This window comes from Marinobacterium sp. MBR-111, assembly GCF_040547585.1.
GTDB classification, from domain to species: Bacteria; Pseudomonadota; Gammaproteobacteria; order Pseudomonadales; family Balneatricaceae; genus Marinobacterium; species Marinobacterium iners.
Genome location: NZ_JBEPQA010000002.1, coordinates 74,808 through 94,028, shown reverse-complemented (window position 1 = coordinate 94,028; position 19,221 = coordinate 74,808). Strand labels below are relative to the sequence as shown.

The window sequence follows — 19,221 nt, the reverse complement described above, 5'->3', positions numbered from 1 at the left end:
AGCGCGTGATCGGACACCTCAGAGGTCGAATTCTGGAAAAACAGCCGCCCTGGATGCTGCTGGATGTTAACGGTGTGGGCTACGAGGTCGAAGCCTCGATGAACACCTTTTACAAATTGCCGGAAGTGGGAGCCGAAGTGTCACTGCACACCCACTTTGTGGTGCGCGAAGACGCCCAGCTGTTGTACGGCTTTGCCGATCAGCAGGAGAAACTTCTGTTCCGCTCATTGATCAAGGTGAACGGTGTAGGCCCTAAACTGGCGCTTTCTATACTGTCCGGTATCAGTGCCAATGACTTTATCCGCAGTGTGCACAACGAAGACACAACGGCGCTGGTGCGGGTGCCGGGAGTGGGCAAAAAGACGGCGGAACGTTTGATTGTTGAAATGAAAGACCGCCTCAGTCAGCTGCAGCTGCCGACCTTGACCGAGCTGGAGCTGAGCAGTGGCAACCAGTCCGAGACGGTTTTGGTTCCGGAAGCGGACCACCGTGCGGAAGCCGAAAGCGCGCTGATCGCACTGGGTTACAAGCCGCAGCAAGCCACACGCGCGATTGAACAGGCAGTACAGGCACTGGGAGAAGATGCGGTCACCGAAACGCTGATACGCCATGCCCTGCGTACTATGGTGGGTTGAGACAAATGCTATGAGAATTGAAGCCGACCGTTTTATTACGCCCATGGCGGCGCCTGCCGAAGAGGTTCAGGATCGTGCCATACGCCCCAAGCTGCTCAAGGATTATGAAGGGCAGCCTGTGGTACGTGAGCAGATGGAAATCTTTATCCATGCGGCACGCAACCGGAACGAAGCGCTGGATCATACGCTGATTTTCGGCCCGCCCGGGCTTGGTAAAACTACACTGGCCAATATCATCGCTCATGAGATGGGCGCGCAGATCCGCACCACTTCCGGCCCGGTGCTGGAGAAGGCCGGTGATCTGGCAGCCTTGTTGACCAACCTTGAAGCTGGTGACGTGCTGTTTATTGACGAAATACACCGACTAAGCCCCAATGTTGAAGAAGTACTCTATCCGGCGATGGAAGACTACCAACTGGATATCATGATCGGTGAAGGGCCGGCGGCGCGTTCAATCAAGCTGGATCTGCCGCCTTTTACCCTGGTGGGTGCCACCACTCGGGCGGGTTTGCTCACTTCTCCCTTGCGGGACCGTTTTGGGATAGTACAACGGCTTGAGTACTACTCGATTCAGGATCTGACCGGTATCGTAATGCGCTCGGGGCAGTTGTCGGGGACCCATATCGATGAAGACGGAGCTCGAGAGGTGGCAAGACGATCACGCGGCACGCCGCGTATCGCCAACCGACTGTTGCGCCGGGCACGCGACTTTGCCGAGGTGAAGGGTGATGGCCGCATTACCAAGGATATTGCCGATCTGGCGCTGAACATGCTGAATGTGGATGAGCGTGGCTTTGACCATATGGATCGTCGTCTTTTACTGGCGATGATCGAAAAGTTCGGTGGTGGTCCGGTGGGGATCGACAGTCTTGCAGCCGCAATCAGTGAAGAACGCGATACTATCGAGGATGTGCTGGAGCCCTATCTGATCCAGCAGGGGTTCATGATGCGCACCCCGCGTGGGCGCGTAGTCACTGACCATGCCTATGTCCACTTCGGGATTGAAAGGCCTGACTGATATCAATAGTTTATTGATGTGTTAGGTCTCTCAAACAACTGACTGATAAAGGTCAAGTCGGCAATGTGCCTGTCCGTCTACGATGATGACAGTCCACTAGCGGAGATCATCATCATGTCGGCCGTACTGAATCATCATGAGCTGGAAAGCTTCTCTGAGGAGTTGCATGAGCTGCTTACGTCCATGCAGGAAGAGGTCCGTGATGAGTTGCATGATATCGAGCATGTGCGTCAGCTTCTTAGATCGATCCCTCCCGGGCAGACCGAGCTGCAGGCTACACTTGAAGTCGCCAGGCGATTGGACTTGGAGCATCTGCGCCATCATCTCGATGTCATTGGGCGCTGCAACGAAGCACTGGAGCGTATCAATCGAGGTCGCTACGGCAGCTGCTGTCGCTGTGGCGAAACAATCGAGCTGAACCGTCTCAGGGCTGATCCACTCACGGAGTGCTGCCTGACTTGTCAGGAGTAGCGCCTCCCCCTTGTATTAAAATCTGCGGCTGCTATTGTTGTGTGCCATCTGCAACCTGATCAGGTCGACGGCATGCCGTTTCAGTGGCCGCTACGTGTCTACATCGAAGATACCGATCTCGGTGGTATTGTCTACTACGTTAATTACCTGAAGTTCATGGAGCGTGCGCGCACTGAGCTGCTGCGGCAATGTGGTGGCTCTCAGCAGGCGCTGATGGCTGACGATATCATTTTTGTCGTAACACGAACCGAGTGCCGTTACTTGGCCCCTGCACGTCTGGATGATGAACTTCTGGTCGAAGTGAGTATCGAACGGGCGAGCAGGGTGAGGGTATCCTTTCAGCAGCGTATTGTCTGCCAGGCGGATAATCGTCTGCTGTGTGAGGCTGATGTGGATGTTGCCTGTGTGCGCGCTTCAGACATGAAGCCGACACGATGGCCTGATAACCTGCTTCAATCCATGAAAACTGTTACCAAGTCACTGCCTGCTGTCGAGGAGAAATAATGGAAGGCAAACTGCCAATCTGGAGTCTCGTTGAAAATGCGAGCCTCACCGTTCAATTCATTATGGTGCTGCTGTTCCTGGCCTCGTTTATTTCATGGGTGATGATTTTTCAGCGCCACCAAGTGCTGCGCAAGGCACGCCGCTCCATGCGCCAGTTTGAGGATCGTTTCTGGTCGGGTGTTGATCTGGCCCAGCTGTTCCGTGATGTGAACCAGTCTCCCAATACAATTTGCGGAGCAGAGAATATTTTTCGTGCAGGCCTGCAGGAGTTCACCCGACTGACCCAGAAAACCAACCGTGAGCCGGATGTAGTGATGAACGGTGTTCAGCGCGCCATGCGTGTTGCCATGGCGCGTGAAGAAGAAAAGCTGGAGCGTCATTTGCCGTTTTTGGCCACCGTGGGTTCAACCGCTCCGTATATGGGGCTGTTCGGTACCGTTTGGGGGGTCATGAACGCTTTCCGTGGACTGGCAACCGTTCAACATGCTGCCATCTCGGTAGTGGCGCCGGGTATTGCTGAGGCTCTTATCACGACTGCAATCGGTCTGTTTGCCGCAATACCTGCAGTGGTGGCCTATAACCGTTTTGCCTCTCAAGCCGAGTCTCTGTTGAGTAACTATGAAACCTTTGCCGATGAGTTTTCCAGCATTCTCTACCGGCGTGTGCACTCCGTCTGAGGTTTTAATCTATGGATTGGCGTCCACGCAAGCAACGCAAAATCAACGCGGAAATCAATGTTGTCCCCTATATTGAGGTGATGACCGTACTACTGGTCATTTTCATGCTGACTTCGCCAATGTTGACTCAAGGGGTAGACGTGAATCTGCCTCAGGCCGGTGCCGAGCCAGTGGAAACGGAAGACGAAGAGCCTCTGGTGCTGACGGTCGATCGTGAAGGACAGTATTACATCAACGTGGGAGGTGATGACCGCGTCCCAATTAGCCGTGAGGAGGTGGCCAGTCGTGTCGGAAAAGTACTGGCCAGCGCGCCACGAAAGCTGTTGCTGGTAAGAGGTGATCGGGACGCAAGCTATGATCAGGTAGTGCAACTGATGGTATTGCTGCAGCAGGAAGGTGCAACCAGTGTTGGCCTGGTGACGGAATAGCGCGGTGGAGATGCGAAGCTATATTTTGCCCTTTATGCTGGCTTTTGTTGTGCATGCGGCAGCATTTTCACTGATCAGCATGAACTGGGATCGGCCGGCTGAGTCGGTACGTTCAGCTCCCCGTCATATCCAGGCGGAGATGATAGACCTCAAGGCTCTGGCTCAGCAGCAGGCGGCACAGGAGCAGATTGCTCGCCAGCAGGCTGAGCAAAAGCGCAAGGCGGAAGAGGCCCGTCAGCGTCGCGAACGTGAGGCGGTTGAACAGCGCCAGCAAGAACTTGCACGCAAGCAGGCAGAAGCCGACGCACGTAAGCGTGCGGAGCAGCAGGCCGAACAGAAACGACAGCAAGAGCAGGCGCGACAAAAAGCGGAAGAACAAAAGCGTCAGGCTGAGCTGGCTGCTCGCAAGAAAGCGGAGGCAGAAGCGGCGAAACGCAAGGCGCAGGAACAGGCTAAGCGTGAAGCCGAAGAGGCCAGGCGCAAGGCCGAAGCAACTGCCAGAGCTGAAGCAGAGCGCCGCAAGCAGCAGCAACAGGCTGAGGCAGATCTGCAGCGTAAGCTGGCTGCCGAGCGCGCGGAAGCACAGGCTCGCGCTGAGCAGGCTTCTCAGGCAGTAATTGGAGATATACAGTCCTATATTCAGGCTGTATTGCAGGACAGCTGGCGTATTCCGTCAACCGCTCGCAACGGAATGGAAGCAGTAGTGGCGATACACTTTCTGCCAAGCGGTGAGGTGGATCAGGCCTATATTCATACCAGCAGTGGCAATGCACAGTTCGACAGCTCTGCGGTGCAGGCCGTGCTGAGAGCACACAGCTTTCCAAGGGTTGCGGATGTCGATCCACTGCTGTTTGAGCGTCGATTACGTAAACTTTTAGTCAAATTCAGGCCGGAGGGGCTGAGGTGGTAAGGATCAAGCAACTGTTTGCAGCGTTTACATTGCTGCTCGTCGCGCAGCTGGTGCAGGCTGAGCTCATGGTAGAGGTAACTCAGGGGGTTGAGGCGCCGACCTCCATTGCTGTTGTGCCGTTTGGGAATAATACTGGCTCAGCGCTGGCGGAAGATGTGGCACAAGTGGTCGGTCAAAATCTGGAGCGCAGTGGCTTCTTCAGTGCCATGCCGCGTGACAATATGCTGAGCTTTCCGACTCGCCGTGATGATGTGTACTTCAGAGATTGGCGCGTGTCCAAAATGGATTACGTGGTGATCGGGCGTATTGACTCAGTGGGTGATCAGCTCAGCTTGCGTTTTGAGTTGTACGATGTGCTGCGTGAGCAGCAGGTGCTGGCTGAACAGGTCAGTGCAACCGCCTCAAGCTTGCGGGATGCCGCCCACTATATGGCAGACAGGATTTTTGAACAGCTTACAGGCCTTAAAGGCGCCTTTGCGACTAAGGTGGTGTACGTCACGGCGGAGCAGTTGGGTGATCAGAAGCAGCGTTATCGCCTGCAGCTGGCGGACTGGGATGGCGCTCGATCGCAAACCATACTGGAGTCTGCCCAGCCAATCATGTCACCGGCATGGTCAATGGATGGCAGCAAGCTGGCATATGTGTCCTTTGAAACAGGGCGTCCTGCCATTTACGTACAATACCTTGCAACCGGCAAACGCGAGCGCATTCAGTCCTTCCCGGGTCTGAATGGTGCACCCGCCTGGTCGCCTGATGGCAACCGTTTGGCGCTGGTGTTGTCGCGTGATGGCAACCCGGAAATCTATCTTCTGGATCTGCGCAGTCGCCAGCTGCAGCGTCTGACTCAGCATTACGGTATTGATACCGAACCGGCATGGTCTCCAGATGGGCGCTCGTTGATTTTCACCTCTGATCGGGGCGGTCAGCCACAGATCTACCGCCTGGGGCTTGAGGATCGCAAGCTGGAGAGGCTCACATTTGACGGTAACTACAATGCCAGGGGGCGCCTGACTCAGGATGGGCGCTTCCTGACCATGGTTCATCGCAGCAGTGGCGGTGGCAATGGCTTTAATATAGCGGTACAGGATTTGAAAACGGGGCGACTGGATATACTCACTCGCTCCGGCATGGCCGAATCACCCAGTATCGCGCCGAACGGCAGTGTGGTCATTTATGCCACACAGGAAGGAACGCGCGGAGTGCTGGCGGCCGCATCACTGGATGGTCGGGTTCAATTCAGAATGCCGGTTGACAGGGGTGATGTACGAGAACCTGCCTGGTCACCCTACTTGCAGTAGGTCGGCGCGGCAGCAAATTGCAACACAATGGCAATACACTCATTTAAACAGTCAAATCGAGGATTTATCATGCGGGTAGTCAATCTGAGCAAAGCGGTTGCCCTGACGGCAGCCATGGTGTGGGCTGCAGGCTGTAGCACCACCAGTACTTCTACTGACGCGGGTGGTGCGGCAGGTGATGGTACTTCTGCTTCTGGTGCCAATACTTATGGCACCTCAGGTAGTCGTGTCAGCGGTGCCATTGTGACAGCCGAAGATCTGCAGCAGCTGCGCACCGTGTTCTATTTCGACTTCGACCAGGCTGTAGTGCGTCAGGAAGGATTCTCTGATCTTGAAGCTCATGCCCGCTACCTGTCCCAGAACCCTTCTGCATCCGTACGTCTGGAAGGTCACGCTGATGAGCGCGGTACCCGTGAATACAACATGGCATTGGGTGAGCGTCGTGCGAAGGCCGTTGAGCGTCTGCTGGTTGTGAATGGTGCAGGCAATTCACAGGTAGAAAGCATCAGCTTTGGTGAAGAAAAACCGGCTGTTGTCGGTCACTCCGCTGACGCTTGGGGCAAAAACCGTCGTGTTGAACTGATTTACCAGAGCAAGTGATGAAAAGTGCCGCAACAGCCAAGGCTACCGTCCTGCTGGTGCTGGCGTCATCCTGGTCGTATGCGGCCCCGGTGCCGGTGATAGAAATCACCGAGACACCGGTGGCTCCACGTACAGGAGGAACGCAGCCATTACAGGTGCAGAGTGCGGCTGGCTATTCGGTCCAGAATGAGCTGCTGTTCAGCCTGCAGCAACTTCAGGATGAAGTCAGGATGCTGCGCGGAGCGCTGGAAGAGCAGCAGCATAAGGTCGAACGACTTGAGCAGCAGCAGCGTGAGCGTTACAGAGATATGGATCGTCGCATCAGTTTGCTGATGTCAGCGGTGCCGGATGACGCGCTGTTGGCAGCCCAAGGTAATCCGGAGCAGCCTGAACCGACAGCAGGTCTGCCCAATGTAGCTGAAAATACTGAATTGAATGCCTCTGTAGAAGGTGTTGCTGCAGGTGATGCGGCAGCCTACGACAAGGCCTACAGTCATGTGCGCCAGCGTGAGTTTGATCAGGCGGAAAAGGCGTTTGAGCTGTTTTTGAACGACTATCCGAACAGTTCGCTTGTGCCTAATGCCTGGTACTGGCTTGGCGAAGTAAAGCTGGCTCAGGGTAAGGTAGAAGCGGCAACGAACGCCTTCAACCAGGTGGTTACGGGCTATCCAGGTCACGCCAAGGCTGCCGATGCGCTCTATAAGCTGGGTGTGTTGGCTGAGCGTGGTGGTGATGGTGCTGCGGCCAGAGCGCTGATGAAGCGGGTGCAGGATGATTATCCGCAAACGTCTGCGGCTGGTTTGGCTCGAAGTTTCCTCTCCAATCAACAGTGACTGGCTCAATCGAAATGAAACAAGGTGAAAAACGTGCAGTTGTACTGCTTTCGGGTGGTCTTGATTCGGCAACTGCATTGGCGATGGCCATGGAACAGGACTATAGCTGTCATGTGCTCAGCTTCGACTATGGTCAGCGTTCGGTGACTGAGTTGAACGCGGCACGCGCGATTGCAGCCCAGGCTGGTGTCAGCGAACACAGAGTGTTGCGGTTGCATCTGGAGGATTTTGGTGGCTCGGCACTGACCGATACCAGTATCGATGTACCCGAAGATCAGGCCGAAGGCGTTCCGGTTACTTATGTGCCTGCACGCAACACGGTTTTTTTGTCTCTGGCGCTGGGGTGGGCAGAGGTGCTGGATGCCGATGCCATCTTTATCGGTGTAAATGCTGTCGATTATTCCGGCTACCCTGATTGTCGTCCGGAGTTTATAGAAGCGTTTGAGCGCATGGCCAACCTAGCGACGCGACGTGGCATCAATGGCGATCCCGTACATATCGAAACACCGCTGATGCATCTCACCAAGGCGGACATTATCCGCCGCGGCACTGCGTTGGGTATTGATTATGCGCTCACGGTTTCATGCTATCAGGCCGATATGGAAGGGCGTGCCTGTGGTCGGTGTGATAGCTGCCGTCTGCGTGCCAAGGGGTTTGAGGATGCAGGTGTTGTGGATCCGACCCGTTATGTTTGAATAAAATTCCGCTCAAGGGTTGCCTTTCACGCCTCGGCAGGTAAAATGCGCAGCCCATCGGGAGGGTCGTTAGCTCAGTTGGTAGAGCAGTTGGCTTTTAACCAATTGGTCATAGGTTCGAGTCCTATACGACCCACCATCCCTTCTTCACTGTATGCTTTTGGGCATCAGTCTTTGGGTCGTTAGCTCAGTTGGTAGAGCAGTTGGCTTTTAACCAATTGGTCATAGGTTCGAGTCCTATACGACCCACCATTTTATCCGGCCTTTTTCATTTGATACAGCTGATACTCAAGTCTGATGCTTTTGTGCCTGGTCGTTGTGTCAGTGCTTCACTTACTGCAGTGCAACTATGGTATAATCGGCGCCCCAAGATTTTGCCGTCCAAGGCATCCAACCAGCGTGATGATAAGAATCTGACTATGTTGAGCAAGCAGGACATCGACGATCGCATTCTGGTGCAGGAGCATTTTGCTCAGGAGCACCTGCCGCAGCAGATGGGATCTGCCGAGATTGAGCAGTACAAGAGCAGGATCCGTCAGCTCCTGAAAGAAAAGGATGCCTGTCTGGTGGCACATTATTATACCGATGACCTGATTCAGCAGCTTGCAGATGAAACCGGTGGCTGTGTTTCCGACTCTCTGGAGATGGCGCGTTTTGGCTCACGTCACCCGGCCTCAACTCTGATTGTGGCTGGTGTGCGTTTCATGGGTGAAACGGCCAAAATCCTGAACCCGGAAAAACGCATTTTGATGCCGACGCTTGAAGCAACATGCTCTCTGGATATAGGCTGTCCTGCCGATGAGTTTTCGGCGTTCTGTGATCAGTATCCCGATCATGAAGTGGTCGTCTATGCCAACACCTCTGCAGCCGTTAAGGCGCGCGCTGACTGGGTGGTAACCTCGAGTATTGCGCTTAAGGTGGTGGAATATCTGGCCGATCAAGGCAAGAAAATCATCTGGGCGCCGGATAAGCATCTGGGTGAATACGTCCGCAAGGAAACTGGTGCCGAGATGATTCTTTGGGATGGCAGTTGCATTGTCCATGAAGAGTTCAAGGCAAAGGGGATTTTGGATCTGAAACAGGTCTACCCGGATGCGGCGGTTCTGGTTCATCCCGAGTCACCGGACGCTGTGGTCCAGATTGCTGATGCCGTTGGATCAACCAGTCAGTTGATCAAGGCTGCGCATGACCTGCCAAATGAGACTTTCATCGTTGCGACTGACCGAGGCATCTTCTACAAGATGCAACAGGCTGCTCCCGGCAAGCGTTTCCTTGAAGCTCCTACAGGTGGCTCTGGCGCTACCTGCCGCAGCTGTGCGCACTGCCCCTGGATGGCGATGAACGGACTGGATAATATCGTTGCCGCTCTGGAGCATGGAGTTGATGAAATCCACGTTGATGCAGAACTCGCGCGCAGGGCGCTAAAGCCGCTGCAGCGGATGCTGGATTTTTCAGCCAGCTGATATCACGTATCAGGAGGCGCTGCTGATCAAATGAGCAGCGCCTCCTGATCTCAAGTCTGCTTTTAAAACTGTTCCTTCATTTCCTGCCGCAGCGCTTTTGCTTCCTGTTCGCGTTGTTCCAATCTGGCCCTGTCTGAAGCGGTCAGATCCTTTTCCCGTGCGGCGTACTCAAGCTGTTTCAGTGCCAGATCAAACTGTGCCGTCAGCAGGAAATGCTCTATTCGTGCTTCATGTACGGCAAGAATATTACCGGCAAGCCCTTCCGCTTCAGCCAGTTCAAACCAGATCAGCGTGTCGGTTGGGTAGTCACGAGTCAGTTGCTTGTAGATGCGTATGGCCTGCTGTAACTGGCCTGTCTCACGAAGTGCTCGTGCATGCAGGGTACGTACCGGGCGGCTGTCGGGGTAAAGTGCAATCAACTCGCTGGAAATCTCCAACGCACTGGCTGAATCGGCCGCTGCCAGAAATCGCTCGACTCGGCTCAACAGCAGCCATGGGTGTCGACGTGCAGAGGCGTCCAGTGTGTTCCAGGTTTTATCGGCAAGAGCAAAGTCGGCAGCCGCAATGGCGGCCAACATCAGACCATAACGATTATGCAGCTGGTCAGAATCTTGAGTTGCAGCGCGGAAAGTGGCAAGTGCCTTCTGCGGGGATTCGCTGTGATGAACCTGCATGCGGGCACGAATTAAATTGAAGTCGCTGTTGTCGGCATGTGACTGTACTTCCGGTAACTGGCTTGCACGGTTGAGCGAGTCGGCTATGCGTGACTCAGTCACGGGGTGTGTCAGCAAAAATTCGGGCGGACGCTGCCCATAGAAGCGATAGTTGCGCTGCAGGCGCGAAAACATCTGTGGCATGGTGTGTGGGTCGATGCCGGCCTCGACCAGCGTCTGCATGCCAACACGGTCCGCTTCCTGCTCATTGCGACGACTGAATGCCAACTGCCCCTGTGCATTGGCGCCCATGGTTGAAGACAGGACGGCCATGCCGCCTTGGGTATCGGCTGCCGCTACCAGAATACTGGCAAGCAGGCCTGCCAGCATCAGCGGGCGGTTGCGTCGCTCCTCCTCAAGCCTCTGAGCATAATGGCGCTGACTCAGGTGGGCCAACTCGTGTGCAATCACCGAAGCCAGTTCGCCTTCGGTTTCAGCAGCCAGCAGCAGTCCGCTGTGGATGCCAATGATGCCGCCGGGAACGGCAAAGGCGTTAAAGGTTGGGTTATCAAGCAAAAACAGTTCAAGCCGGCGATCCTGCACCTGACTTTTCGGTAGCAAGCGCCACAACAGGTCTTCAAGGTACTGATAGCTGATCGGGTCGTCCAGCAGTGGAGCCTGAGCACGAAGAATGCGCGCCCAGTTGCGGCCCAAGCGGTATTCGGCATCCAGGCTGACGGTTGCGGAGCTGGCATCATTCAATACCGGCAAATCGGTACTGGCAGTGCCGGTAGCGGGCAGGAGGGCGGTGGAAAAGCAGGTTGCTGCCACCAATAGTGTTTGCATCAGTCTTCGCATCATTCTACCGCTGTCAGAATTATCTTGCCGGGTATTATGGTATATAGTGCTTGCCACCCAAGGCCAGTGATTTACGGGAGTTTTCTGCATGTCATCGCCGCCATTTGATCACGAACTGGATACCAGTGGCCTCAGTTGCCCCATGCCGCTGCTCAAGGCCAAGCTTGCCTTGCATCAGCTTGAGCCGGGGCAGGTTTTGAAAGTGATTGCCACTGATGCTGGTTCGCTGCGGGATTTTCCTGCCTATGCTCGGGTTTCTGACCATGAGTTACTGCAGACGTTCAGCGATGAGCAGTGTTATATCTATTGGATCCGGCGTGGAGCCGGCACCTGAGGAGTATCAATGCGCAAGATTTTCAGTAAATGGATAGATCGATACTTTTCCGATGAAGAGGCTTTGTTCCTGTTCCTGCTTCTCGCAGGCGGGCTGCTTGTTATTTTGTTTCTGGGACAGCCACTGGCCCCGGTGATTGCGAGTGTTATCCTGGCATTTCTGATGCAGGGGGTGGTTGACTGGCTGCAACGGCGTGGAGTAGCTCACCTGCTTGCCGTCAGCGCGGTATTTGTGCTGTTTATCGGGTTTCTCAGTGCCTTTCTGGTTTTCGTGCTGCCGATCATCTGGCAGCAGATGGTTAACCTGTTCAATGAAGCCCCACGTATGGTCAGCGAGGTGCAGAACCTGCTTCTGGTCTTGCCAGAACGCTATCCAGAACTGATTTCCGAAACCCAGGTCAGGGAAATTATTTCGGCTGCCGCCACTGAGCTGAGCCGGCTGGGCCAATGGGTACTGACCTTTTCGCTTAATTCGATCACCAGTATCATAACCCTTCTGATCTATCTGATTTTGGTGCCGATACTGGTATTTTTCTTTTTGAAGGATGGTCGAAAGTTGATTTCTGGCTGGACCGCTTTTCTGCCTGAAAAGCGTCAAATGATGACCAGTGTATGGCATGAGATGGATGTGCAGATTGCCAATTATGTGCGGGGCAAATCGATCGAGATATTGATTGTGGGTGGGGTGAGCTACATTACCTTTGCGCTGTTCGGCCTCAACTACGCGGCTCTTCTGGCTCTGCTGGTCGGCTTCTCGGTTGTGATTCCCTATATAGGGGCAACGCTGGCAACGCTGCCGGTATTTCTGATTGGCCTTTTCCAGTGGGGCTGGGGCAATGATTTGATGTATCTGATGATTGCCTATGCCGTCATTCAGGCGTTGGATGGCAATGTGTTGGTGCCGTTGCTGTTCTCGGAGGCGGTTAACCTGCATCCCGTCTCGATTATTGTGGCGGTGCTGATTTTTGGCAGCCTGTGGGGTTTTTGGGGTATTTTCTTTGCCATCCCGTTGGCAACGCTGGTCAAGGCGATTGTAAACGCTTGGCCAAGAGTGGCAGAAGAGCTGGATGCCCCTGCCGAAGAGGGCAGAGGCTGAGTCGATTCAGAGTGCCTGCACAGCCTGCATTACTTCTGCTGCATGCCCTTTGACCTTAACCTTGCGCCATTCCTGGCGCAGTATCCCTTCCTTGTCGATCAGAAAGGTGCTGCGTTCAACCCCCAGTGACTCACGGCCATACATTTTCTTCAACTTTATGACATCAAACAGCTGACACAGGGTTTCGTCCTTGTCGCTGATCAGCTCGAAGGGGAAGGATTGCTTCGCCTTGAAATTCTCGTGGCTTTTAATGCCATCACGGGATACGCCAAAGATTTCCGTATCCAGCGCCTGAAAGGCTTCATACAGGTCGCGAAAATCCTGACCCTCAGTGGTGCAACCCGGTGTACTGTCTTTTGGATAGAAATAGAGTACGACGTTTTTACCGCGCAGTGCGCTCAGTTTGACTTCGGTGTCACTGGTTGCGTTGGCGGTAAAATCGGGTACTGCTTGGTCGATAACCGGTGCTGTCATGCTGTTCTGTCCTCGAAAATGAAAAAGTCACCCTCACTACTACGCTAGCCGGGCATAATTCGTTTAGAATGATCGGTCTATTACGATAGCAAAAAAGTGCTGGCTGGTTGAGGCTGTTTGTCTGGACCGGTAGCATGAAGCGGCAACCTGAGAGTTCTCAAATTCAAGATGGAGACAGAGATGATTCGCGGCAGTATTGTAGCGCTCGTGACCCCTATGACAGCCAATGGTGATATCGACTGGCCAGCGCTGGACAAAATCGTGGATTTTCATCTCGACAAGGGTACCGATGCCATCGTGGCAGTCGGTACCACAGGCGAGTCTCCTACGCTGGACTACGATGAGCACCTGGATGTGATCCGTGCGATCATCAATCGGGTCGGAGGCCGTATTCCGGTCATCGCTGGCACTGGTGCCAACTCCACTCAGGAAGCGATTGAGTTGACCGAACGAGCTGCCAAAGCGGGTGCTGACGCCTGCTTGCTGGTAACCCCTTACTATAACAAGCCAACCCAGGAAGGCCTGTACCAGCACTTCAAGGCGATAGCCGAGGCCGTTGATATTCCCCAGATCCTTTATAATGTTCCGGGCCGCACAGCCTGCGACATGCTGCCGGATACCGTGCTGCGGTTGAGCCAGATCGATAATATCGTGGGTATAAAGGAAGCAACCGGTGATCTGGATCGCGCTCGTGAATTGATCAATAAGGTGCCGACCGACTTTGCTGTCTACTCCGGTGACGATGCGACTGCAATCGAGCTGATCCTGATGGGTGGTCAGGGCAATATCTCCGTTACAGCCAACGTGGCGCCTACCGAAATGGCAGAGTTGTGTCGTTTCGGTCTGCAGGGTGATACGGAAGCGGCTCGTGAGCTGCAGGCGAAATTGATGCCGCTGCACAAGAATCTGTTCGTTGAGGCCAACCCGATTCCCGTCAAATGGGCCATGACTGAAATGAAACTGATCGACTCCGGTATCCGTCTGCCTTTGACAATTCTGTCTGAGCAGTACCACGAACTGGTCCGCAATTCCCTGCGTGAATCCGGCATCATTTGACAGGAATCGTCATGCATAATTTCCGAACCATTTGTTTTCCGGCAGGCCTGATTGCGCTGTTAGCGCTCTCAGGTTGTGGCATGGTCAAGAACAACCCTGTATATGGTGAAAACGGTGTGATCCGTGACCGCAGCCAGGATTACGAACTTGCCAGCGGCAATGAGCGTTTGCAGTTGCCGCCTCACCTGCGTGCCAAACAGATGCAGGAACAGCTGGTAGTGCCTGACGTGGGTCTAACCGCAACTCGCAGTGACAGCGACTTTAGGGTGCCTCGCCCGGAATTCTTTTACGCGGAATCAGGCAGCGACACGGTCAACTTCCGACGTGAAGACGGTGAGAAGTTGATTGTTGTGGATGAGCCGATCGCGGATGTCTGGCTAAAGGCGCAGGACTTCTGGGCGTTCAACAACATTGACATCAGTCGTGCCGATCCTCGCCAGGGGGTAATGGAAACCGACTGGATTCGTTTGGATGGTCGTGAGTACAGTTTTGTTGACCGTTGGGTCAAGCGGCTAACGTTGCAGACTGTTGAAGGCCCAACCCAAAACAAGCTGCGCATGAGTCTGCGTCCCGATCCGGATGATTACGGCCGTACGTCTGTACGGCTGAAGCATGTACAATATCCGGATGGAGCCGATGTAGCCAATATCAACTGGGAACAACAGGCACGTGATGTAGAGTACAAGTCGGACATGATGTTCGAGCTGCTGCGTTACCTGAGCAAGTCTACCGGACAGCAGACAGCCAACACCTACACGGCAATGCAACAGCAACGTGCGCAGCGACCTCTGCTTGGGCGTGACTCCCGTGGCAACCCTGTATTGCGGATCAACTCAGACATTGACCAAGCATGGCAGCAAGTCAGTGATGCCCTGGATGAGGCAGAAGTGGATGTGGGTACTCGTGATCAGTCTGCTGGCCTGTTCTATCTTACCTACACTACAACTACCCCCTTTGATGACACCGAGAAGATGGGCTTTTTCGAATGGCTGCACTCCGATCGAGGCGATATCAAGCTGGATACCAGCATGATCAGTGCGGCCCTGGGTGGCAGTGAGGAAGGTGAGGACGGTATCAGTTACAGTTCGACGGGTGCGAGCCCCAGCAGTGATACTGAAGACGAAGCACCTATGGACAATGACCTCTCCGATCCGAACAACCCCGCTAACCAGCAAGGTTATAAAATCTGGTTTGCCGGTAAGGTTGTCTATGTGTTCGGTAACGGTGACAGTGGAAACTACAATGCTGAAACCGGCAACTACGAGCATACCGGACGTTACCAGTTGCGACTCAACCGTACCCGGACAGGTGTATTCTTGTCGGTACTGAACGACCAGGGTCTGGAAGCTGCTCCGGTTGTGGCTGAAGAGATTCTCTGGACAGTGAAGGATCAGCTGCCACAGAACTGAGTCAGGTATGACTGCGGAAACAAAAATGGAGGCTTGTGCCTCCATTTTTTTTAATCAGAATGGGCAGTCAGAGTCGAATTCGAGCCAGTTCCCACTTGCGGGATGGTTCAAGGCCAGATGTTCGGCATGCAGTAGCAGGCGAGGTGAGAGCATAACAATCTCATCAGGCGCATAAAATTCATCACCTAGGATAGGGTGACCCAAAGCCAGCATATGTACCCGCAGTTGGTGCGAACGACCGGTATGTGGGAACAGCAGTACCCGGCTGCGATCACCGCAGCGTTCAATACACCGCCAGAGAGTGAGGGCGGCCTTGCCTTCAATCATGTCGACCATCTGCTTCGGGCGTCGCTCCCAGTCACAGCGCAGAGGCAGTTCAACCGTGCCTTCATTTTGCACGGGCTCTCCTGCGATTATCGCCTGATAACGCTTCTTCGGTATGCGTTCCTGAAACTGGATGCTCAGCGCTCTGTGGCTGTCTGCCGTCAGGGCCAGTACCATCAAGCCTGATGTGGCCTGGTCCAGGCGGTGTACGATGCGCGCAGTCGGATGTTTCTGTTGTACACGATACCAAACGCAGTCTTGCTTGTCGGGACCGCGGCCCGGCACGGAAAGAATCCCTGCCGGCTTGCTCACAACCACCATCTGTTGATCCTGATAGAGGTATTCGATCACGGTGTACGCTCAAGCAGCAGCATGGATTCGACATGAGAGGTTTGGGGGAATATATCCATAATTCCAAACCGGGCGACACGGTATCCTGCCTGCAACAGCAGGGGCAGGTCCGCGACCAGTGCCGATGGGTTGCAGGAGATATAGAGTACTTTGCGGGCACCATAGCCAGCCAATTGCTGCACAGCCTCGCGCGCACCTGTGCGGGGCGGGTCCAGCAGGATCAGGTCAAAACCGCTGCGGTACCAGGGGGCGTGGACAAAACTTTCACTCAGGTTGGCGCGATAGAATTGAGCGTTATCGAGTCCGGCGCTGGCGGCATTACGCTGAGCCTGAGTAACCATATCGGAAGATCCTTCAATACCAACCACCTGCGCAGCTTTCTGTGCCAGAGGCAGGGTGAAGTTGCCGAGCCCGCAGAACAGGTCCAATACACGCTCTTCGGGGCCGGGATCCATCCAGTCAACAGCCTGCCGGACCATCAGCCGGTTCAGGTCGGCATTAACCTGAATGAAGTCGCTGCTGCCAAACGCAAGTTCAAGCTCGAACTCCGGCAAACTGTAATGACAGGGGGTTGGGTCAGCTGGAATCATGGCATCATTGAGCGCGACGATAAGCTGCAGTTGTAATGCATCAGCAATAGCCTGCAGGCGCTGCATCAATTCTGCCGAAGGTGAGCGAGTGGCACGAAAGCAAATGAATCCGCTTTGATCACCATGGCTGAGATCAATATGAGTCAGCTGACGAACATCAGTGGCGTCTGAAAGATGTTGTCGCACTACATCGAACACGGGTTGCAGGCGAGGCTCAAGTATCGGGCACTGGTCGATATTCAGCAGCTTGTTGCTGCCGCGGCGGCGAAACCCAACCAAAAGTTCACCATCACGCTGGCGCTGGTTCAGGCCTATGCGGGCCGCTCGGCGATAGCCAAGCGGAGCAGCTGTAAGGGTCGGGAACAGCTGTTCTGGCTGTATATCTACACCGGCATAACGTTTGAGCTGGTCCAGTACCTGCTGCTGTTTGTGAAGTCGTTGCGCATCAATATCAAGATGCTGCAGATCACAACCACCACACTGATTGAAATGTGCGCAGGCGGGTTCACGGCGATCAAGGCTCGGGTGTGTAACCTGGAGCAATTCTGCCTCGTCGTAGCGTTTGTGTACCTGTGTCAGACGAACCTGGACCCGCTCTCCAGGCAGTACCCCTGCTATGAAAGTGGTCTTGCCGTTGTGGCTGGCAATGCCGCGACCTTCATGGCTCAACCGATCCACCGTCAGCTCAAGTGGCGTATCACTCACGACGGCTTTTTTACTGCGCCGGGGAGCGCCAAACTGAATTTGTTTCCGACTCATGTCATAATTTCCGCTTTGTAAGGCAGACATTCTAGCAACTGCAGGCAGTAGCTGGAATGCACAGGCTCATTGGAGTAGAGGGCTCATGCAACAGGAACATCCATTTGCAGTCTATGTGCGCATACTCGGCAAGGGTAAAAAAGGAAGCCGTTCGTTAACCATGGAGGAAGCCCGGGATGCAATGGGCATGATCCTGGATGGGCAGGTCAGGCCGGAGCAGTTGGGTGCCTTTCTCATGCTGATCCGGATGAAAGAAGAAACCCCTGAAGAGTTGCAGGGGTTCGCCCAAGCTGTACGACTGCGCCTGAACCGGCCTCAGTCGCTGGTAGCTGATCTTGATTGGCCCACATATGCCGGCAAGAAACGCCGGCTGCCATGGTTTTTTTTGGCGGCCTTGGTGTTGGCCGGGCAGGGGGTGAGTGTATTCATGCACGGCGCAAGGGGGCATACGCCCGGGCGTATTTACACTGAAGATCTGCTGAGCATGTTCGGTATGAAAGCTGCCGAAAGCTGGCCTGAGGTACATGCATCACTGGAGCGGAGCAGGCTGGCCTTTTACTCTATCGATCAAATGGTGCCTGTACTGGGTGAGTTGATTCAGCTGCGACCGATACTGGGGCTTCGTTCCCCGGTCCACACCTTGTGTAGACTGCTTAACCCGCTGGATGCCCCCTGTAGCGCAGATGGCGTTTTTCATCCGCCCTATGCGCCAATGCACCAGCGAACGGCACAGCTGCTGGGCACCCCTCACAGCCTGACCATCCGCGGTGATGGTGGTGAGGCCGAGGTGAAGCCTGATTCGGATACCGAACTTCACTGGGTTACGGCCGGCGAGTTGCACCAGGAAACATGGCCCCGCATCGAGCAGCAGCGGCTGGTTCGTGACGAGCACCTCGATCCTGAAGATCTGTTGCGGCTTTGGCGTGGTGAAATCAGTCATGCCTATGGTGAAGGGGCCGTTATCAGCACCTTGGCTGTGATCCTGCGGTTGCTGTCACAGGGCGTGATGCAATCGCAGGCGCACTGGCTTGAAATGGCACGTTCAGCTTGGCAGCAGCGTGACCGTTCGGCTTATTGATTAATATCCGATCAATTTACTCGGGTTTAATTTGAGTGTATCCTCAATGTATTCGAAACATCAGATCCACAAGGTTTAGCCATGACTATTACGGTAACTGAATCTGCCGAGCGTTATCTGGCAGAGCTGCTCGAAAAGCAGAATGTTGAAGGTATTGCGGTACGTCTTTTCGTGACCCAGCCGGGTACTGCCTATGCAGAAACCTGCCTGGCCTACTGCCGTCCGGATGAGGTCAATCCGGAAGATGAAATCATCGACTATGAACTGCTGCGCTTTTACCTGGAGCGTAACAGTCTGCCGTATCTGGAAGAAGCCTACATTGACTTCGCCACCGATCGCATGGGTGGTCAGCTGACTATTAAGGCGCCTAACGCCAAGGTGCCCAAGGTGTCGCCCGACAGTCCAATGAATGAGCAGATCAATTATATTCTGTATTCGGAGATCAACCCCGGACTCGCGTCTCACGGTGGCGAAGTCAAACTGGAAGACTTGATCGAAGAGGAGGGCGGTACCATTGCCGTACTGCGTTTTGGCGGTGGCTGCCAAGGCTGCAGTGCCGTTGACATGACCCTCAAGGATGGGGTTGAGAAAACACTGATAGAGCGGGTTCCGGGACTGATCGGTGTGCGTGATGCCACCGACCACACAGTACGTGAGAACGCCTATTTCAAGTAATATCTCCTCTGCAGGCGGTCATATCCGACCGCCTCGCCCTTGGTTGAATCG

22 protein-coding genes and 2 tRNA genes are annotated in these 19,221 nt (G+C 54.5%); 20 read left to right on the top strand and 4 right to left on the bottom strand.

Annotated elements, in window-relative coordinates; translation table 11 throughout:
• Positions 1-5 precede the first annotated feature (5 nt).
• The 14 genes from ruvA (at position 6) to nadA (ending at position 9,514) form a co-directional block, all read left to right on the top strand.
• A complete protein-coding gene (gene ruvA / locus ABIE61_RS02100) occupies positions 6-635 on the top strand; it encodes a Holliday junction branch migration protein RuvA (RefSeq protein ID WP_206841344.1) in 630 nt (209 codons plus the stop codon).
• 10 nt (positions 636-645) lie between these two features.
• Entirely contained in the window at positions 646-1,653 is a 1,008-nt protein-coding gene (ruvB, locus tag ABIE61_RS02095; RefSeq protein WP_206841346.1) for a Holliday junction branch migration DNA helicase RuvB, read from the top strand.
• Between the two features lie 63 nt (positions 1,654-1,716).
• Positions 1,717-2,124, top strand: a complete 408-nt coding sequence (locus ABIE61_RS02090) for a TraR/DksA family transcriptional regulator (protein WP_354406285.1) — start codon at positions 1,717-1,719, stop codon at positions 2,122-2,124.
• 72 nt (positions 2,125-2,196) lie between these two features.
• Positions 2,197-2,628, top strand: coding sequence for a tol-pal system-associated acyl-CoA thioesterase (gene ybgC / locus ABIE61_RS02085; protein ID WP_206842053.1), 432 nt, complete (start codon positions 2,197-2,199; stop codon positions 2,626-2,628).
• Positions 2,628-3,305 carry a protein TolQ gene (gene tolQ, locus ABIE61_RS02080; protein ID WP_354406283.1) on the top strand — a complete coding sequence of 226 codons (678 nt, stop codon included), beginning with the start codon at positions 2,628-2,630 and terminating at the stop codon, positions 3,303-3,305. Before ybgC ends, tolQ begins: the two co-directional genes overlap by 1 nt.
• Before the next feature lie 11 nt (positions 3,306-3,316).
• A complete protein-coding gene (gene tolR, locus ABIE61_RS02075) occupies positions 3,317-3,733 on the top strand; it encodes a protein TolR (RefSeq protein ID WP_091824478.1) in 417 nt (138 codons plus the stop codon).
• A 10-nt stretch (positions 3,734-3,743) separates the two neighbouring features.
• Positions 3,744-4,643 carry a cell envelope integrity protein TolA gene (gene tolA, locus ABIE61_RS02070; RefSeq protein ID WP_354406281.1) on the top strand — a complete coding sequence of 300 codons (900 nt, stop codon included), beginning with the start codon at positions 3,744-3,746 and terminating at the stop codon, positions 4,641-4,643.
• The gene (gene tolB, locus ABIE61_RS02065) at positions 4,637-5,941 is read left to right on the top strand and encodes a Tol-Pal system beta propeller repeat protein TolB (RefSeq protein ID WP_354406279.1); all 1,305 of its coding nucleotides are present in this window, start codon (positions 4,637-4,639) and stop codon (positions 5,939-5,941) included. Before tolA ends, tolB begins: the two co-directional genes overlap by 7 nt.
• Positions 5,942-6,010: 69 nt before the next feature.
• Positions 6,011-6,541, top strand: coding sequence for a peptidoglycan-associated lipoprotein Pal (gene pal / locus ABIE61_RS02060; RefSeq protein WP_091824473.1), 531 nt, complete (start codon positions 6,011-6,013; stop codon positions 6,539-6,541).
• The gene (gene ybgF / locus ABIE61_RS02055; RefSeq protein WP_354406277.1) at positions 6,541-7,356 is read left to right on the top strand and encodes a tol-pal system protein YbgF; all 816 of its coding nucleotides are present in this window, start codon (positions 6,541-6,543) and stop codon (positions 7,354-7,356) included. Before pal ends, ybgF begins: the two co-directional genes overlap by 1 nt.
• Before the next feature lie 14 nt (positions 7,357-7,370).
• The gene (queC, locus tag ABIE61_RS02050) at positions 7,371-8,051 is read left to right on the top strand and encodes a 7-cyano-7-deazaguanine synthase QueC (protein WP_354406275.1); all 681 of its coding nucleotides are present in this window, start codon (positions 7,371-7,373) and stop codon (positions 8,049-8,051) included.
• Between the two features lie 63 nt (positions 8,052-8,114).
• Positions 8,115-8,190 (top strand) — tRNA-Lys (locus tag ABIE61_RS02045).
• A 37-nt stretch (positions 8,191-8,227) separates the two neighbouring features.
• A tRNA-Lys gene (locus tag ABIE61_RS02040) sits at positions 8,228-8,303 on the top strand.
• A 167-nt stretch (positions 8,304-8,470) separates the two neighbouring features.
• Entirely contained in the window at positions 8,471-9,514 is a 1,044-nt protein-coding gene (gene nadA / locus ABIE61_RS02035) for a quinolinate synthase NadA (protein WP_354406273.1), read from the top strand.
• 62 nt (positions 9,515-9,576) lie between these two features.
• Here nadA and ABIE61_RS02030 read toward each other — a convergent pair whose 3' ends face one another.
• Positions 9,577-11,013, bottom strand: a complete 1,437-nt coding sequence (locus ABIE61_RS02030; protein ID WP_354406271.1) for a M48 family metalloprotease — start codon at positions 11,011-11,013, stop codon at positions 9,577-9,579.
• Positions 11,014-11,113: 100 nt separating this feature from the next.
• Between ABIE61_RS02030 and ABIE61_RS02025 the strand changes: the two genes are divergently transcribed.
• Positions 11,114-11,359 carry a sulfurtransferase TusA family protein gene (locus tag ABIE61_RS02025; RefSeq protein WP_091824460.1) on the top strand — a complete coding sequence of 82 codons (246 nt, stop codon included), beginning with the start codon at positions 11,114-11,116 and terminating at the stop codon, positions 11,357-11,359.
• Positions 11,360-11,368: 9 nt separating this feature from the next.
• Complete coding sequence (locus ABIE61_RS02020) at positions 11,369-12,454, top strand: AI-2E family transporter (protein WP_206841360.1); 1,086 nt, start codon at positions 11,369-11,371, stop codon at positions 12,452-12,454.
• Between the two features lie 6 nt (positions 12,455-12,460).
• Here ABIE61_RS02020 and ABIE61_RS02015 read toward each other — a convergent pair whose 3' ends face one another.
• On the bottom strand, positions 12,461-12,928 hold the full coding sequence (locus ABIE61_RS02015) for a peroxiredoxin (RefSeq protein WP_354406269.1): 468 nt from the start codon (positions 12,926-12,928) through the stop codon (positions 12,461-12,463).
• A 180-nt stretch (positions 12,929-13,108) separates the two neighbouring features.
• Here ABIE61_RS02015 and dapA point away from each other — a divergent pair, with 180 nt between their 5' ends.
• On the top strand, positions 13,109-13,984 hold the full coding sequence (dapA, locus tag ABIE61_RS02010) for a 4-hydroxy-tetrahydrodipicolinate synthase (RefSeq protein ID WP_354406268.1): 876 nt from the start codon (positions 13,109-13,111) through the stop codon (positions 13,982-13,984).
• An 11-nt stretch (positions 13,985-13,995) separates the two neighbouring features.
• Positions 13,996-15,393, top strand: coding sequence for an NlpB/DapX family lipoprotein (bamC, locus tag ABIE61_RS02005; protein WP_354406266.1), 1,398 nt, complete (start codon positions 13,996-13,998; stop codon positions 15,391-15,393).
• 54 nt (positions 15,394-15,447) lie between these two features.
• Here the strand turns inward: bamC and ABIE61_RS02000 are convergent, their stop codons facing one another.
• Entirely contained in the window at positions 15,448-16,068 is a 621-nt protein-coding gene (locus ABIE61_RS02000; protein WP_354406264.1) for a pseudouridine synthase, read from the bottom strand.
• Complete coding sequence (gene rlmD / locus ABIE61_RS01995) at positions 16,065-17,417, bottom strand: 23S rRNA (uracil(1939)-C(5))-methyltransferase RlmD (RefSeq protein ID WP_354406262.1); 1,353 nt, start codon at positions 17,415-17,417, stop codon at positions 16,065-16,067. The genes ABIE61_RS02000 and rlmD overlap by 4 nt, the downstream gene beginning before the upstream one ends.
• A gap of 85 nt (positions 17,418-17,502) precedes the next feature.
• Between rlmD and ABIE61_RS01990 the strand changes: the two genes are divergently transcribed.
• Both ABIE61_RS01990 and nfuA read left to right on the top strand, forming a co-directional pair.
• On the top strand, positions 17,503-18,495 hold the full coding sequence (locus ABIE61_RS01990) for a glycosyl transferase family protein (RefSeq protein WP_354406260.1): 993 nt from the start codon (positions 17,503-17,505) through the stop codon (positions 18,493-18,495).
• Positions 18,496-18,576: 81 nt separating this feature from the next.
• Positions 18,577-19,170 (top strand): Fe-S biogenesis protein NfuA, encoded by a 594-nt coding sequence (nfuA, locus tag ABIE61_RS01985; protein ID WP_206841376.1) that lies wholly within the window; start codon positions 18,577-18,579, stop codon positions 19,168-19,170.
• Positions 19,171-19,221 lie beyond the last annotated feature (51 nt).